The sequence below is a fragment of the Burkholderia reimsis genome (assembly GCF_003294055.1).
Classification (GTDB): domain Bacteria; phylum Pseudomonadota; class Gammaproteobacteria; order Burkholderiales; family Burkholderiaceae; genus Burkholderia; species Burkholderia cepacia.
In genome coordinates this window covers 189,503-203,270 of record NZ_QMFZ01000006.1, presented here as the reverse complement: position 1 = coordinate 203,270, position 13,768 = coordinate 189,503, and the positions used below count along the sequence as shown (strand labels likewise).

General features: G+C 67.1%; 14 protein-coding genes. 5 read left to right on the top strand and 9 right to left on the bottom strand.

What is annotated here, in order from left to right:
- Nucleotides 1–38 precede the first annotated feature (38 nt).
- Entirely contained in the window at nucleotides 39–341 is a 303-nt protein-coding gene (locus DPV79_RS10285) for a 2Fe-2S iron-sulfur cluster-binding protein (protein ID WP_027789629.1), read from the bottom strand.
- A gap of 82 nt (nucleotides 342–423) precedes the next feature.
- The gene (locus DPV79_RS10280; protein ID WP_048024757.1) at nucleotides 424–2,328 is read right to left on the bottom strand and encodes a sigma-54-dependent Fis family transcriptional regulator; all 1,905 of its coding nucleotides are present in this window, start codon (nucleotides 2,326–2,328) and stop codon (nucleotides 424–426) included.
- A gap of 335 nt (nucleotides 2,329–2,663) precedes the next feature.
- Here DPV79_RS10280 and DPV79_RS43295 point away from each other — a divergent pair, with 335 nt between their 5' ends.
- The 3 genes from DPV79_RS43295 to DPV79_RS10265 all read left to right on the top strand — a co-directional run bounded on the left by DPV79_RS43295 (nucleotide 2,664) and on the right by DPV79_RS10265 (nucleotide 3,950).
- Complete coding sequence (locus tag DPV79_RS43295) at nucleotides 2,664–2,939, top strand: DUF2964 family protein (RefSeq protein WP_021163278.1); 276 nt, start codon at nucleotides 2,664–2,666, stop codon at nucleotides 2,937–2,939.
- A 240-nt stretch (nucleotides 2,940–3,179) separates the two neighbouring features.
- Entirely contained in the window at nucleotides 3,180–3,467 is a 288-nt protein-coding gene (locus DPV79_RS10270) for a DUF1488 family protein (RefSeq protein WP_011354308.1), read from the top strand.
- Between the two features lie 69 nt (nucleotides 3,468–3,536).
- The gene (locus tag DPV79_RS10265; RefSeq protein ID WP_244321728.1) at nucleotides 3,537–3,950 is read left to right on the top strand and encodes a tetratricopeptide repeat protein; all 414 of its coding nucleotides are present in this window, start codon (nucleotides 3,537–3,539) and stop codon (nucleotides 3,948–3,950) included.
- Between the two features lie 76 nt (nucleotides 3,951–4,026).
- On the opposite strand, the gene DPV79_RS10260 is transcribed toward DPV79_RS10265, so the two are convergent.
- Complete coding sequence (locus DPV79_RS10260) at nucleotides 4,027–5,328, bottom strand: NCS2 family permease (protein WP_021163282.1); 1,302 nt, start codon at nucleotides 5,326–5,328, stop codon at nucleotides 4,027–4,029.
- An 840-nt stretch (nucleotides 5,329–6,168) separates the two neighbouring features.
- On the opposite strand from DPV79_RS10260, the gene DPV79_RS10255 reads away from it, so the two are divergent.
- Entirely contained in the window at nucleotides 6,169–6,447 is a 279-nt protein-coding gene (locus DPV79_RS10255) for a hypothetical protein (RefSeq protein ID WP_006480752.1), read from the top strand.
- 148 nt (nucleotides 6,448–6,595) lie between these two features.
- On the opposite strand, the gene DPV79_RS10250 is transcribed toward DPV79_RS10255, so the two are convergent.
- From DPV79_RS10250 to DPV79_RS10225, 6 genes are all read right to left on the bottom strand, one after another.
- The gene (locus tag DPV79_RS10250) at nucleotides 6,596–6,973 is read right to left on the bottom strand and encodes a DUF2917 domain-containing protein (protein WP_021163284.1); all 378 of its coding nucleotides are present in this window, start codon (nucleotides 6,971–6,973) and stop codon (nucleotides 6,596–6,598) included.
- A 314-nt stretch (nucleotides 6,974–7,287) separates the two neighbouring features.
- The gene (locus DPV79_RS10245; protein WP_113045380.1) at nucleotides 7,288–7,665 is read right to left on the bottom strand and encodes a DUF2917 domain-containing protein; all 378 of its coding nucleotides are present in this window, start codon (nucleotides 7,663–7,665) and stop codon (nucleotides 7,288–7,290) included.
- Between the two features lie 251 nt (nucleotides 7,666–7,916).
- Nucleotides 7,917–8,204, bottom strand: a complete 288-nt coding sequence (locus DPV79_RS10240) for a hypothetical protein (RefSeq protein ID WP_021163286.1) — start codon at nucleotides 8,202–8,204, stop codon at nucleotides 7,917–7,919.
- A gap of 79 nt (nucleotides 8,205–8,283) precedes the next feature.
- Nucleotides 8,284–9,189: a metal-dependent hydrolase gene (locus tag DPV79_RS10235; protein ID WP_113045339.1), complete on the bottom strand. Its 906-nt coding sequence runs from the start codon at nucleotides 9,187–9,189 to the stop codon at nucleotides 8,284–8,286.
- Between the two features lie 30 nt (nucleotides 9,190–9,219).
- The gene (locus DPV79_RS10230) at nucleotides 9,220–11,007 is read right to left on the bottom strand and encodes an SDR family oxidoreductase (RefSeq protein ID WP_113045338.1); all 1,788 of its coding nucleotides are present in this window, start codon (nucleotides 11,005–11,007) and stop codon (nucleotides 9,220–9,222) included.
- A 45-nt stretch (nucleotides 11,008–11,052) separates the two neighbouring features.
- On the bottom strand, nucleotides 11,053–11,949 hold the full coding sequence (locus DPV79_RS10225; protein ID WP_113045337.1) for a M24 family metallopeptidase: 897 nt from the start codon (nucleotides 11,947–11,949) through the stop codon (nucleotides 11,053–11,055).
- A gap of 429 nt (nucleotides 11,950–12,378) precedes the next feature.
- On the opposite strand from DPV79_RS10225, the gene DPV79_RS10220 reads away from it, so the two are divergent.
- Nucleotides 12,379–13,656: an HAD family hydrolase gene (locus DPV79_RS10220; RefSeq protein ID WP_059649442.1), complete on the top strand. Its 1,278-nt coding sequence runs from the start codon at nucleotides 12,379–12,381 to the stop codon at nucleotides 13,654–13,656.
- Nucleotides 13,657–13,768 lie beyond the last annotated feature (112 nt).

Below are 13,768 nucleotides of genomic sequence, written 5' to 3'. Positions count from 1 at the left end.
AACCTTTGCCGGACGGCACGCGCGACCGCGTGCCGCGTCTAGTCGAGCATGACCGCGTCGGGCACGTCGAGGACGAGGTCCGACGTCGCGACGGCCACGCACGGCAGCGTATAGCCGTCGGCTTTTTCCTCGCGGCTCAGCCCCGGCCATTCGATCGTGTAGCGTACGCTGCCGCTGACGATCCGGCAAAGGCAGCTTCGGCATGTGCCGTTGCGGCACGAACGCGGCAGCGACACGCGCGCGAACGCGGCGGCTTCGAGCAGCGTGAGCGAATCGGGTGCATCGAAGGTCGCGCCGAGCGGCTCGATGCGCACGAGGGGAGGGTGTTCCGGATGGGTCATGGCGAAGGCGGGCGGCGATTCGGCGGCAACGCGCCAAGCATACCCGAACGGGCTGGCGGCCGGCGTCGGCCGGCCGCCGGCGTCAATGCCGGCGCAGGTGCCGGTACACGGTATTGCGGGCGAGGCCGAGCTCGCGCGCGGCCGCCGACACGTTGCCGCCATGCCGTGCCAGCACGGCATCGATCACCGCGGCCTGATGGTGTTGCAGCGTCGTGCCTTCGTGCGAGCCGGCCGATGCGGCCGGTGCCGCGGATGACGGCGCCGCCGGTGCGTCGTCGCAGTCGAGCCAGAAATCGTCGGGCAAATGGGTGAGCGTGATCTCGTCTTCGTCCTCGGCCAGCATGCCGGCCGTGCGCAGCACGTTGGTCATCTGGCGCAGGTTGCCGGGCCAGCGGTGGCGCGTGAACGCGTCGAGCACGTCGGCCGCGATGCGGCGCGGCATCGGTTCGCTGCGCGCGAGCCGCGCGAGAATCCGCTCGACGAGCGCGGGCAGGTCGGTGCGTGCGGCGAGCGCCGGCAGCGTGACCGCGAGCCCGTTGATCCGGTAGAACAGGTCTTCGCGGAACGTGCCTTCCGCGATCATCGCGCGCAGGTCGCGATGGGTCGCGCAGACCACGCGCACGTCGACCGGCACCGCGCGCGCGCCGCCGAGCGGCATCACCGCGCGCTCCTGCAGCACGCGCATCAGCCGGACCTGCTGCGCGAGCGGCATGTCGCCGATTTCGTCGAGAAACAGCGTGCCGCCATCGGCCTGCACGATCTTGCCGGGGCTGCCGCGCTTGCGCGCGCCGGTGAACGCGCCGTCTTCGTAGCCGAACAGCTCGGCCTCGATCAGCGAATCGGGCAGCGCCGCGCAGTTGACCGCAACGAACGGGCCGTCCGCGCGAGGCGATGCCTGGTGCAGTGCGCGGGCGAGCCATTCCTTGCCGGTGCCGGTCTGGCCGAGGATCAACAGCGGCAGGTCGCGCCCGCGGATCTTCGCGACGCGTTCGAGCACGGCGGCCATGCGTGCGTCGCCCGTGTCGAGCGTCGCGAACGTGATCGCATCGGGGTCCGGTGTGCGCACGCGTGCGGCGGGCGCGGGCGGCGTGACGGCGACGGCGGTCTTGTGCGCTTCCGCGAATTCGCAGCGCGCCAGCACGCGTACCCCGGTCGACAGCGTGAGGCGGAACATCGCACCGGGTGCGCGTGCCGCCTGCTGCGCGAGCTGGCTGAAGCGCATGCCGAACAGCGCGTCGCTGGCCTGATGTTGCAGTGCGTCGAACGACGCGCCGAGCTGGAATTGTGCGCTGCGGTTCGCGGCGATCAGCCCGCCGTCGGGGCCGAAGGCGACGAGCCCGGCGAACAGTGAATCGACGCATTCCTCGTGCGCATGAAAGCGCAGCCGCAGGGCTTCCGCGCACTGGTTCGCGAACAGGTGGTTCTCGATCAGTTGCGCGGACATCCGCACGAGCGCGAGCGTGTGCGGGCTCGAGCCGCGCGGATCGCCGCTGACGTCGAGCGTGCCGAGCGTGCGGCCGAACGGGTCGAAGATCGGCGCGCAGGAGCAGGTGAGGATGTGGTTGGCGCGCAGGAAGTGTTCGTCGCCGTGCACGGCGACGGCCTGGCCCGATGCGAGTGCGGTGCCGATCGCGTTGGTGCCGCGTGCGCCTTCCGCCCACGAAACGCCCGTGCACAGCGCGACGCGGTTGGCTTTTTCGATGAAGTCCGCGTCGCCGATGCTGTGCAGGATGACGCCGTCCGCGTCGGTCAGCAGCACGAGGCTTTGCGTGTCGGCGATTTGCGCGTGGAGGTTCTCCATTACCGGGCGGGCGTGCGAGAACAGCGCGTGATTCGTGTCGAGCAGTTCGCGCAGCGCGAGGCGCGACAGCGGCGAGAAATCGGGACGTTCGTGCGCGCGCAGGCCGACCGCGGTCGAACGCGCATGCGCCTGCGCGAGCAGGTCGGTGCGACCCGCGGTGGCGGGCAGCACGAAAGGTTGCGGCATGACTTGTCTCCTGTCGACCAGAGTTGGCGCTTTAGCGCTTACTCGGGTCCCATGCTTCGCGGTCGACCAGAGTTGGCGCTTTAGCGCTTGCTCGGGTCCCATGCTTCGCGGTCGGCCCGAGCTGGCGCTTTAGCGCCACCCAAGCCCCACGCTCCTCGAATCCGGCCGATCCGGCACACACGTGCTCGCCGGATTTCTCTACCGGTTCCCGCCTGCGCGTGCGGCGCACCATCGACGCGCGAACGCCGGCCATCCGGGCACACAACATCATACAAGCGCCGCGTGCGATGCGCGACCGCGTACAAAATCCACTTGCTTTTAAATGCCCGCCTGCAATGATGGAAACGGAGCACGCACGCGCCGTGTTCCGCATTGCAACATGCATGCGACGCGACATGCATCCGTTCGGGAGACGCATCATGGTTCGGACGGAACTGAGAGTCGTGCTGGCGGCCATCGCCACATTCATCATGCTGGGCGGCATTGCCGTGGCGATCCACGGGCTGCTGTTCGATCTGACCGATGCGGTGCGATACGGGGCGGCCGCGATTGCGGTCGGCGCCACGACGGCCGCAATCGCGCTCAACGTATGGCCCAACGATCCTCACTGACGCCGGTCTCCGAAACGGTGCCGGATGCCGCGCTGATCAGATGAAATGCGCGTCGGAACGACGCACGCCGTAAATTTTGTCTCCCGCGCGAAACCGTCTAAAGTGGAAAGCAACCGGCATGCATTACCCGCGCCATTACCCGCGGGCCGTGCCCCCGCCGGCGAGCCCGCGTACATTTCGTCCGGCCGGTGGCGGACGACGGACGCGGTCATTCGTTTTCTACCGGTCGAGGCGGGTCCCATGCAAATCCATTTCACGAACGAGAAGCCCGAGTATTCGGGGCGCGACCTGATGCTTGCGTTCACGGCGTTGGTGAATGGCGAGCGCGTTCAATGTCAGATCACCGCCGAGGCACTGGAAGACCACTTCGGTGCGGCTTCGCCGCGCTTCGAGGACATGGTCGGTGCATTCGACCAGCACCGCGACCGTATCGAGGCGGCTGCACGGCGCCTGCTGTCGGAGACGCGCGCGCAATGCGTGACGCTGCGCAGCGGCTACGTCCGCTTCTACGAGGCCAACTGGCGCTGACGACACGACGCCCGTCTTGCTGCGCGCGTCGCTGAACGCCGCGCACGCGAAGACGTTGCCTTTCATGCGATGCCGTTCGGCGTGCCCGGGCGGCATTTTCGTATGCGGGGCGCACCGAATTGCTGCCGCGCCCGGCCGGCTGCTGGTGTGCCGGCACGACCCGGCGTATCGATTCGTCAGGATCGCAGAGAAAATCATTCGAATCAGGCGTTGAAACTCGATCCGGCGAACCGGCTGGCGCTCGAGGCAACGGGCATCGCGGCGATCCGCGGCAACCGGCCCGATGCGGCGGTCGGGATCTTCGAGGGCATGAACCGCGCGTATCCCGACGACGCACACGTGATCGCCAACCTGGCGGTCGCCTATTGCCGCACCGGGCGGATCGATGACGCGATGCAGTTGTACCGCCGCGTCAAGACGCTGGATCCGCCGCTGGCGCAGCGGCTGTACGATGAGGAACTCAAGGGCGTCGCGACGCCGTGATGCGCACGACCCGCCCAACGAAAACGCCACCCGAAGGTGGCGTTCGTTCGTCGAGCATCGCGCCGAAGCGCGACCGTCACTCGCTGCCGAGATAGAAGAAGCGGAACAGGAACACGGCCGCGATGATCCACACGATCGGCTTGACCGAGCGGGCCTGGCCCGTCAGCAGCTTGAGGCCGCCGTAAGCGATGAAACCGAACGCGACGCCGTTCGCGATCGAGTACGTGAACGGCATCAGCAGCGCGGTGAGCGCGGCCGGCACGGCTTCCGTTGCATCGTCCCACGGCACCTCGACCATCTCGCGCAGCATCAGGCACGACACGTACAGCAGTGCCGGTGCCGTCGCATATGCCGGCACGACGCCGGCGAGCGGCGCGATGAACAGGCACGCGAGGAACAGCACCGCGACGGTGATGGCCGTCACGCCCGTGCGGCCGCCGGCCTGCACGCCCGATGCGCTTTCGATATACGCGGTGGTCGACGACGTGCCGAGCACCGAGCCCGCGACGATCGCCGTGCTGTCGGCGAGCAGCGCCTTGTTCAGGCGGTTCATCTTGCCTTCGACGAGCAGGCCCGCGCGGTTCGCGACGCCCATCAGCGTGCCGGTCGCATCGAACAGCTCGACGAGGAAGAACACGAGGATCACGTTGATGATGCCGGTCGACAGCGCGGCGCCGATGTCGAGCTTGAACAGCGTCGCATCGATCGACGGCGGCGCGGAGAACACGCCGTGGAACTGGTTGCCGCCGAAGAAGAACGACAGGATCGTCACGCCGATGATGCCGATCAGGATCGCGCCGCGCACGCGCAGGTGGTCGAGCGTGACGATCGTGAAGAAGCCGATGATCGCGAGGATCGTCGTGGGCTTGTGCAGGTCGCCGAGCGTGACGAGCGTGGCCGGGTTGCCGACGATCACGCCCGACGTCTTCAGCGAGATGATGCCGAGGAACAGGCCGATACCCGCGGTGATCGAGATCCGCAGCGATTTCGGAATGCCGTTGACGATCGCCTCGCGCACGCGGAACAGCGTGACCAGCAGGAACAGGCAGCCGGAGATGAACACCGCGCCCAGCGCGGCCTGCCACGTGAAGCCCATCCCCTTGACGACCGTGTACGCGAAATACGCGTTCAGGCCCATGCCGGGCGCGCATGCGATCGGGTAGTTCGCGTACAGCCCCATGATGATCGATGCCAGCGCCGCGACGAGGCAGGTCGCGACGAACACGGATTCCTTCGGCATGCCGGCGTCGCCGAGGATCGCGGGGTTGACGAAGATGATGTAGGCCATCGTCAGGAACGTGGTGACGCCCGCGAGTATTTCGGTGCGGAAGTCGGTGCCGGCTTCAGCGAAGCCGAAATACCGCTTGATGGATTCCATGAAGGCGTTTCTCCGGTCGGGTTGTCGTGTTGCTTGTTGTGCCGAATTGTTGTACAGGCAGCGGCCGGCCTAATGTAACCAGCCACTATTGCCCGGCTATCGGCGGATTGTAATAGCGCGGATAGCTCGGACGATATAGTTGGAGGGCACGATCGCAAGATCGGTCGGCAGCCTGCGCGCGAACGGTCTGGCAGCCCGGCCGCGCGGCGAAGGCGCGCATTTTACCGGTTCGGGTGGAACGAACCGGAAGAAATGGCGGAAACGGGAGCAAGGCAAGGAAGCAAGGCAAGGAAGCAACACCAGCGAACGGAGCCGGCCGATGCGTGCGCAACAACGCGCGCAACAACGAGAGAAGCGAGTACACGCCGGACGTGCAGGTGGACGCTCAAAAGGGCGCGCGGTGTGGTGCGCGTGGCGGGTGCGGGATGACATCCGGCTGAAACGGATCGCCCGCATGCTGCACGAACGCGGGGCAGGCAGCACGTGCGCGGCCGGCGCGGAGGCCTGCAGCGGCGTGCGGCGGCCATTCTTCAGGCCAGGCGGGAGCAGATATCGGGCTATCGTGCGCCGAAGCCGTCCCGCCCGCAACTGTCATTTCGCGATGCGGGGGCGACTGTGGTTTCTGTGTAAAAGATTGCAAGACCCCATCGCATAAACCGGCAAGTCTTTCTAGGATAGATACACCGCGCATGCACACGCCGGCCGGTAATTGCCGACGCGGGGGAGTCGCAGTCCGTGCAGGCCGGGCGGTGAAGTGCGGTCAAGGCCGTTGCGCGTTCGGGCAGGCACGGCCGATTGCGATTGCCCGATGCGGGTTCGTCCGTAATCACGGAGGTCAGCATGTTGAACTGGATCAGCCGTTGGGCGATGCGACACGCCCCCACGCCGGAAAAAACCGCTGCGTCGATGCTCGTGACGGCGCGCATGGAACTGTTCGCTGCCGAACAGCGCGTCATCGACGCGAAATTACAAGCGGATTACTGGCGCACACGTGTGTCATTCCTCGAGGAGGTGCAGAAGCAGGGCATCGATCCGTGGGTGACCTCGCAGGCAGCGCAACGCCCCGACCTCGATTCCACTCCCCGCAGCACGGGCCCGCGTCTCGCCGCCAGCACCTGATGCACCAGCTGCATCGCGGCGCGCGATCGCTCGCGGCACGCACCGGCGTGCCGCGTCATTCGATGCGCACCCGCGGCGCCTCATGCCGCGGGTGCGTCCGTTTCCGGTCGCGGCCGTTCCGCGTCTCGCGTGCCTGACGGCACGTCGCTCATCCGCTCCTTCCCGCTATCCCGAAGAGCAAACGTTGCACTTGCGCGAGCGTGCGCCTGAAGCGCTCGCCGCGACGCACGTATGCGGTCGTGAGTGTCGCTTCGGCCGGCCGGTCGTCGGCAACGGTGCCGAGCCAGATGCGTTCGCCGCGTGCGATGCGCAGCACGTCGCCGGGCTGCACCCAGCAATCGTCGACGCTCGGCGGGCGCGTGACCCACAGCGCCGCGCCATGCGTGCGGAGCTCCGCGTCCCGCGGCGCGCGCCAGGTCATCGTCGTGCGCGGCGCGACCGCGAAACGGATCACGACAGTCGGTAACGCGATCGTGCCGGCGTGGCGCCGATCGGGACGGTCAAACAGCGGGCTTGCCTGGTCCATCGTCTTCTCCAGTGATTGAGCCGGATGGATGACGCGCACCAGAACAAAAAGGCCTCATCCGTTTCCGGCGAGGCCTTGTGTGACATGCGGTACTGCCCGATTGCTAACGCACAAGCGCCTCCCGTGAACCATTCTTTCGAATGTTCATCGATCGATGAATCGAGGCGGAGACGAGCGTGTACGTAGGCATGCGAACGAGTTTGTCTTCGTGGAACGGCGTTGTCAACGACAATTTTCGAGATAGTGCAGGGGATGCGTCGGAGGCTGCGCGCAAGCGGCCGCGCTCCCGGATCGCATGCGTCGCGACACGTTCGTCATGAGCGACTTCGACATCGTTCGCGCAACAGGCTGCGCATTCGCGCGAGCGCATGCGCCAGCCATGCGCCGCGTCCCGTCGCGTACGCGGTCGTGATCGATGCTTCGGCCGGACGGGTGTCGTCGGTGCTCATCCAGATGCGATCGCCGCGCCGCACGCGCAGCACGTCGCCGGTTCGTATCCAGTAATCGTCGACGCTGCCCAGCCGCGTGACCCACAGCGTCGCGTCGTGCACGCGAATCTCGGCATCGTATTGCGCGCGCCACGCCAGCGTCTTGCGCGGCGCGACCGTGAACTGGATCACGACCCGCGGCAACGCGATCGCATCGGTGCGGCACCGATCGGGGCAGACAACCAGCCGGCTTGCTTGGTCCATCGTCATCTCCTTCCGTTGAGCCGGGCGGGATGACGCGCACCAAAACAAAAAGGCCTCATCCGCTTCCGGCGAGGCCTTGTGACATGCGCAACTGAATCTCGATGCTAACGCACAAGCGCCTCCGGTGCTCGCCACGGATGGGCGTTCACTCGGTTTTCATGCGCGATGGCGGCAGGCTTGAGCATAAGCATGCGAATGAGTGTGTCGTGGCAGCGCATCGATGTCAACGGAAATTTCGAGATACGTGACGGTTACGCGTCGCGTTGCGCGAGGCCGTTCACGAGCAGCTCGGACAGCAGGCCCGTCATCCCTTCCGGGTGCGTGGCCGCGCGCGCTTTCAGCTGTTCGACGAGTTCGGCGTTGAGCTTGCATGCGAACGGCACGAGGCCCTGTTCCTGGTCGAGCTTGCGCTGCGCGCGGCGGTCGAGCTTGGCGACTTCTTCGGCACCCTTGCCGAAACGTGCTGAGCTCGACTGCTTCATCGCGTGCGTCAGCTTGAGCGCCTTGTTCTTTTCGAGATCGGTTTTCTTCATGGCCATCGCGGCACCTCCGGGAAATTGAAGCCGCGATTGTACGCATTTCGGCGGGCGCCGCCCGTGGAGCCGGCAAGAAACCCGGTCAGGCGCCCTTCGCCGTGCCCCAGTTGCCGCCGTGCGCGGCCGCCTGTGCGGCCGGCGAGCGGGCGAGGTAAGCGAGCGCCTGTTCGGTCGAGCCTTCGTGATGCGGCGTATAGCCGGGCTTGAAATAGCGCAGTGCCGCGCCGATCACCTTCCAGAACGACGGCAGGTGGCCGCGCCGCGAGCCTTGCCACCACGCGAGCACGAAACCCGGGTAGCGGCCGGCGTCCGGGTCGCGCCGGTACATGAATTTCGCGCCCGTCGTGATGTAGTAGAGCAGCAGCAGGATCACGAACGTCATGTGCACGCAGCGCTCCGGGTAGGTGCCGCCCATGTGCCGGTAGATGTCGAACGCGACCGTGCGGTGCTCGACCTCCTCCGCGCCGTGCCAGCGCAGCAGGTCGACCATCGTCGGATCGGCTTTCCCCTCGTCGAGCCCGTGCGCGTTGAGCACCCAGTTGCCGAGATAACCGAAGAAATGCTCGAGCGACGCGATCACCGCGAGCTGCTGCCGCAGCCAGAAACGCGTGTGGCCGATCTTCAGCCCGAGCGGCTGTTCGCCGAGTACGCGCGTGAACAGCCGGTTGAGCTTTTGCGTGAACGGCTTCGTGTCGATCCCGTGCCGGTCGTAGTAATGCTTCAGCACGCCGCCGTGCGAACGCGAATGCACGGCCTCCTGCCGCAGGAAGCCTTCGGCCTCGTCGCGCAGGCGCGCGTCGGTGATCAGCGGCAAGGCCTTGTTGTACACGCGGCAGAACCACAGCTCGCCTTCCGGGAACAGCAGGTTCAGCGTGTTGATGATGTGCGTGCTGCCCGGGTCGTTCGGCACCCAGGTGACCGGCGTGTCGCTGAAGTCGAACTTCACGTGCCGGGCCTTGATCTTGTGATAGTCGGCGGTATCGGTCATCTTTGTCTCCCTGTGCGGCGGCGTGCGCCGTCAATGCGATGCCATGCTGACGCGGGCAATCATCCGGCCGAGCCACGGCATGAAGCGGCCGACGAAGCGCATCGCGTGCGCCTCGCCGCCGACGGCGACGACGGGACGGTTGCGCAGCACGCCGTCGACCATCGCCTGCGCGACGGTTTCGGGTTTCAGGCCGCGCATCTGGTACAGCTTCGTCGCGCGCTTGCGCAGCCGCGCTTCGTCCTGGGCATTGGCGCCCGCGTATTGCGTCGACGCCATGATTCCGGTCTCCGCGAAGCCGGGGCACACGGCCGTCACGCCGATGCCTTTTTCCGCGAGCTCCGCGCGCATGCATTCGCTGAGCATCAGCACGGCGGCCTTCGTCGTCGCATACGCGGGCAGGTCGCGCGACGGCCCGAACGCGGCGGCCGACGCGGTGTTGACGATGTGCCCGCCGGTGCCGCGCGCGGCCATCTGCTGCGCGAACAGCCGCGAGCCGTGGATCACGCCCCACAGGTTCACGTGCAGGATGCGCTCCCAGTGCCGCGTGCTCGTGTCGAGGATGCCGCCGGCCATGCCGATGCCGGCGTTGTTGATTACCACGTCCGCGCCGCCGAGTTCGCTGCCGACCCACGTCGCCAGCGCTTCCATTTCGTCGGCGGACCCGACGTCGACGCGTTTCGCATGGGCCTGCGCGCCGGTCAGCCCGATCAGCAGCGCGGTGCGTTCGGCGCTTGCGGGATCGATGTCGCAGGCGACGATCGTCGCGCCTTCGCGCGCGAACGCGAGCGCCGCGCAGCGGCCGATGCCGCTGCCCGCGCCGGTGACGACCGCGACCTTGCCGCTGAAGCGGCCGCTCGTTGCGCGGCGGCGCGCGTTCGCGAGTGCGGGCGGCTCGTTGCCCGATTCGACCGCGTCGATCAGTTGCCCGGCCAGATCCGCGAAGCGCGCCGGATCGGCGAGCGGCAGCCAGTGGCCGGCCGCGACCTCACGGCGGTAGTACTGCGGCACCCAGCGCGACAGGTTCTCGGACAGCGCGGGGCTCACGTACTTGTCGCCGAGCGGCACGATCGTCTGCACCGGTGCATGCGCATGGCGCTCGCGCGGCGCGAACAGGCAGCGGATGAAGTTCGCGCGATAGAGGCGCACGCCGCGCGCGCCGTCGTCGGCTTGCGTCGGACGCGGCGCGACGGGCGTTTTCTCGAGCCGGCGCAGCAGGCGCGGCCACGCGCGGCCGAGCCACAGCCGCCAGCTGAGCTCCGGGATGAACGGCAGGTGGAACAGGTACACGTACCACGAGCGCACGAGCTGGCCGCCGAGCCTGGCGAGCGACGCGGGCGTCGGGTGCAGCACGCGTTCGCGCAGCCAGAAGCCGACATGGTCGAGGCACGGCCCGGAGCACGACGTGTATGACGCGATGCGGCCGGAAAGGCGCGGATCGGTGACGAATTCCCAGCCCTGGATCGAGCCCCAGTCGTGCGCGACCAGATGCACGGCGCGACCGGGGCAGAGCGCGTCGATCACCGCGACGAAATCGTCGGTCAGCTTCGCGAGGTGGTAGTCGGCCGTGCGCTTCGGCGCGCCGGACAGGCCCGCGCCGCGCACGTCGTATGCGATCACGTAGTGCTTGCGCGCGAGCAGCGGCGCGACGTGCTGCCAGACGCTGCTGTCGTCGGGATAACCGTGCACGAGCACGACCGGCGAGCGGGCCGGGTCGCCCCAGGTCCTGACCGCGAGCGTCAGGTCGCCGGAGGCGACCGCCGTTTCGCCATGAACCGATTCGAACAGGGCCAGCGGCGCTTCGTTGGAAAGAGGCTGCATCGTGAGTCCGTCGTTCAGGGAGTCGGGGGGGAAGGCGAGGATGCGTCAGGCGGCGGCCGGCACTGTCGCGACGGCCTGCGCACGCTCGGCCTGGCGGCGCTGCCAGCGGCGCACGTGCGGCAGGTCTTCGTCGAGCCAGTACGCGTCGTCTTCGGTGATCACGAGCAGCTCTTCGAATTTCGCGCCGACGCCGGCGAAGCCGAGATGCGGTTCGACGGCCCACAGGCCCGGCACGGGCGCATGCTCGGAGCGGCGGTCGATCGACCACAGCGGCGACCAGCCTTGCCGTTTCGCCGCGCGCCCCTGGTCGAGCAGCAGGTTGCGCGTCGCGTTCAGCCCGAAGCGCGCGACGAAGCGCGGCTTCGACAGCTTGTGGATCTTCGCGATGCGATGCGCGAGCACCTTGAACGGATAGGCCTTGTGGCGCGGCTCGACGCCCTGGCGGCGGCACAGCGCGTCGACTTCCTGCGCGACCTCGGCCATCGGCCGGCGCGCCTTCACGAGCCGCACGATCAGGTCGCGATGGTCCATCAGGTCGTCCTGCAGCTGCTCGAGGATCGGGTTCTGGCCGAGGCAGTGCGCGTAGCCGACGTCGGCCACGATGCCGTCGAGCACCGGCGCGACGTCGAGGATCACCGGCATGTCGGTTTCGAGCTGGCGGTTGCTCGGGAAGAACGCGAGATTGAAGCCGCCCATGTGCTTGAGGCCCGAGAAGCCTTCGAACGCGGTGCGGTCGCCGAACCACGCGAACGGCTTGTGCAGCCAGTCGTGTACGCCGTTGTCCTGCAGCCATTCGGTCAGGAGGCGTGCGGCTTCCTTTTCGGTGATGCCGGGGTAGAGCATCGCGCCGACGGTCTCGACACAGCGGTAGGCAAGCTGCTGGACCGCGCGGAATTGCGGCAGCTCGTCGAGGTGGACTTCCGGCAGCGAGTGGTCGGCCATGATGCGTCTCCAAGGGGCGCTGATCCGGAATCCGCCCGCCGGCGTCGCCGTCGCGGGTTATTCAGTCAGCATTTAATGTGTCATTGATCAATGTAACGATCATAGACGGTTCCACGTGCCGGGACGTGAGGATTTGTCCTAATGGCAGGGGGAAATGGAGGGGAGCCTCTAGGTTTCCGGGCGATGTCGCGAGCGGGTGCGTCGCCGGCCCGGACGGCCGAGTTCGATCGCTTCGTGATGCCCGGCATGTCGCGCCGGATCAACTCGCCGTCGTGTCGCGGCGTGACGCTGTCAAATTGCCGAAATAATTTCGTCACATCATTCGTCCCCCGATTCGAGGCAGTCCCGGCTTCGCGGTGGCGATGACCCGCCAGTGCGCCGCACGGGGCAGTGACCGGAACCGATTCGACATTTCCACGGAGAGAGACCATGCAACGCCGCCAGTTCATGAACACCCTTGCCGCGGCGACCGCTGCGACGTCGCTGATGCTCAAGGCCGGCACCGCCGACGCAAAGAGCGCAACCGCGCCGGACGCGCTGGACCCGGGCCGCTGGTCGCCGTTCAACGCCGCGCGCCTGCAGGCGGTGCTCGACCAGCATGGCGTCGCGAGCGCGCGCTACGACGAAAAGCGCCGCCCGTACGCGGTGTTCGACTGGGACAACACGTGCATCATGAACGACTGCGAAGAGGCGTTGCTGATGTACCAGATCAACCATCTGCAATACAAGCTGACACCGGACGAATTCGTCGGCGTGATGTGGAAGGACGTGCCGAAGGGCGCGTTCATGAAGGACTACACGACCGTCGACGGCAAGCCGGTGACGATGGAGGATCTCGCCGCCGACGTCGAATCCGACTACCGCTGGCTCTACGCGAACTACAAGGGTTTCGGCGGCAGCAAGAGCCTCGACGAGATTCACGAGACCGACCAGTTCAAGGATTTCCGCGCGAAGCTGTACTTCATGTACGACGCGATCTGCGACACGCACCCGCTCGAAGTCGGCTACAAGTGGATCATCTATTTCTACAAGAACATGACGACCGCCGAGCTGCAGGCGATGGCGGAAGCGTCGGACAACTACGGGATCGGCGACGCGCTGCGCAAGGTTCGCTACGAAAGCCCGAAGACGCTGCCGGGCAAGGCCGGCGTCGTGGCCGATACGCATTTCCACGGCATTCGCATCCATGAGGAAATCCGCGCGGTGATGCACACGCTGCGCGCGAACGGCATCGACGTGTACGTGAGCACCGCGTCGCTCGACGATGTGGTGCGCGTGTTCGCCGGCAATCCGAACTACGGCTACGGCGTGCCGCCTGAAAACGTGATCGGTCTGCGCCTCGACATGCAGGACGGCAAGTACACGAGCACCTATCCGGCCGGCTGGCATTTCAACTGGGGGCCCGGCAAGACGGTGGGTATCCGCAACGTGCTCGAATCGAAGAAGGGCTACGGCCCGCTGCTGGTGTTCGGCGACAGCGACGGCGACGCGTGGATGCTGCGCGACTTCAAGGACACCGCTGCCGGCGTGATCGTCAACCGGATGAAGAAGGGCGAGATCGGCGCGGACAGCAAGCTCGCGGCCGGGCAGATCGGCCAGCCGGATGCGCGTTTCCTGCTGCAGGGCCGCGACGAGCACACGGGCCTGATGATTCCCGACGAGAAGTCGATCAAGTACGGCAAGACCGAGCGCAAGCTGCTGGCCTGACGGGTGCTTGATGCCGGGCCGTGGCGGCCCGGCGTCCGGCATCCGGCGGGATCGACGGCGGCGCGTCGCGCGAGCCGGAACTCGCTCGTCTCGGCCCTCGCGCGGCGTACCC

What these genes read in the sequence shown, in the direction of transcription:
- DPV79_RS10285 (WP_027789629.1), bottom strand. Translation starts at nt 341, where the DNA reads ATGACCCATCCGGAACACCCTCCCCTCGTGCGCATCGAGCCGCTCGGC.
- DPV79_RS10280 (WP_048024757.1), bottom strand. Translation starts at nt 2,328, where the DNA reads ATGCCGCAACCTTTCGTGCTGCCCGCCACCGCGGGTCGCACCGACCTG.
- DPV79_RS43295 (WP_021163278.1), top strand. Translation starts at nt 2,664, where the DNA reads ATGATGGAAACGGAGCACGCACGCGCCGTGTTCCGCATTGCAACATGC.
- DPV79_RS10270 (WP_011354308.1), top strand. Translation starts at nt 3,180, where the DNA reads ATGCAAATCCATTTCACGAACGAGAAGCCCGAGTATTCGGGGCGCGAC.
- DPV79_RS10265 (WP_244321728.1), top strand. Translation starts at nt 3,537, where the DNA reads ATGCCGTTCGGCGTGCCCGGGCGGCATTTTCGTATGCGGGGCGCACCG.
- DPV79_RS10260 (WP_021163282.1), bottom strand. Translation starts at nt 5,328, where the DNA reads ATGGAATCCATCAAGCGGTATTTCGGCTTCGCTGAAGCCGGCACCGAC.
- DPV79_RS10255 (WP_006480752.1), top strand. Translation starts at nt 6,169, where the DNA reads ATGTTGAACTGGATCAGCCGTTGGGCGATGCGACACGCCCCCACGCCG.
- DPV79_RS10250 (WP_021163284.1), bottom strand. Translation starts at nt 6,973, where the DNA reads ATGGACCAGGCAAGCCCGCTGTTTGACCGTCCCGATCGGCGCCACGCC.
- DPV79_RS10245 (WP_113045380.1), bottom strand. Translation starts at nt 7,665, where the DNA reads ATGGACCAAGCAAGCCGGCTGGTTGTCTGCCCCGATCGGTGCCGCACC.
- DPV79_RS10240 (WP_021163286.1), bottom strand. Translation starts at nt 8,204, where the DNA reads ATGGCCATGAAGAAAACCGATCTCGAAAAGAACAAGGCGCTCAAGCTG.
- DPV79_RS10235 (WP_113045339.1), bottom strand. Translation starts at nt 9,189, where the DNA reads ATGACCGATACCGCCGACTATCACAAGATCAAGGCCCGGCACGTGAAG.
- DPV79_RS10230 (WP_113045338.1), bottom strand. Translation starts at nt 11,007, where the DNA reads ATGCAGCCTCTTTCCAACGAAGCGCCGCTGGCCCTGTTCGAATCGGTT.
- DPV79_RS10225 (WP_113045337.1), bottom strand. Translation starts at nt 11,949, where the DNA reads ATGGCCGACCACTCGCTGCCGGAAGTCCACCTCGACGAGCTGCCGCAA.
- DPV79_RS10220 (WP_059649442.1), top strand. Translation starts at nt 12,379, where the DNA reads ATGCAACGCCGCCAGTTCATGAACACCCTTGCCGCGGCGACCGCTGCG.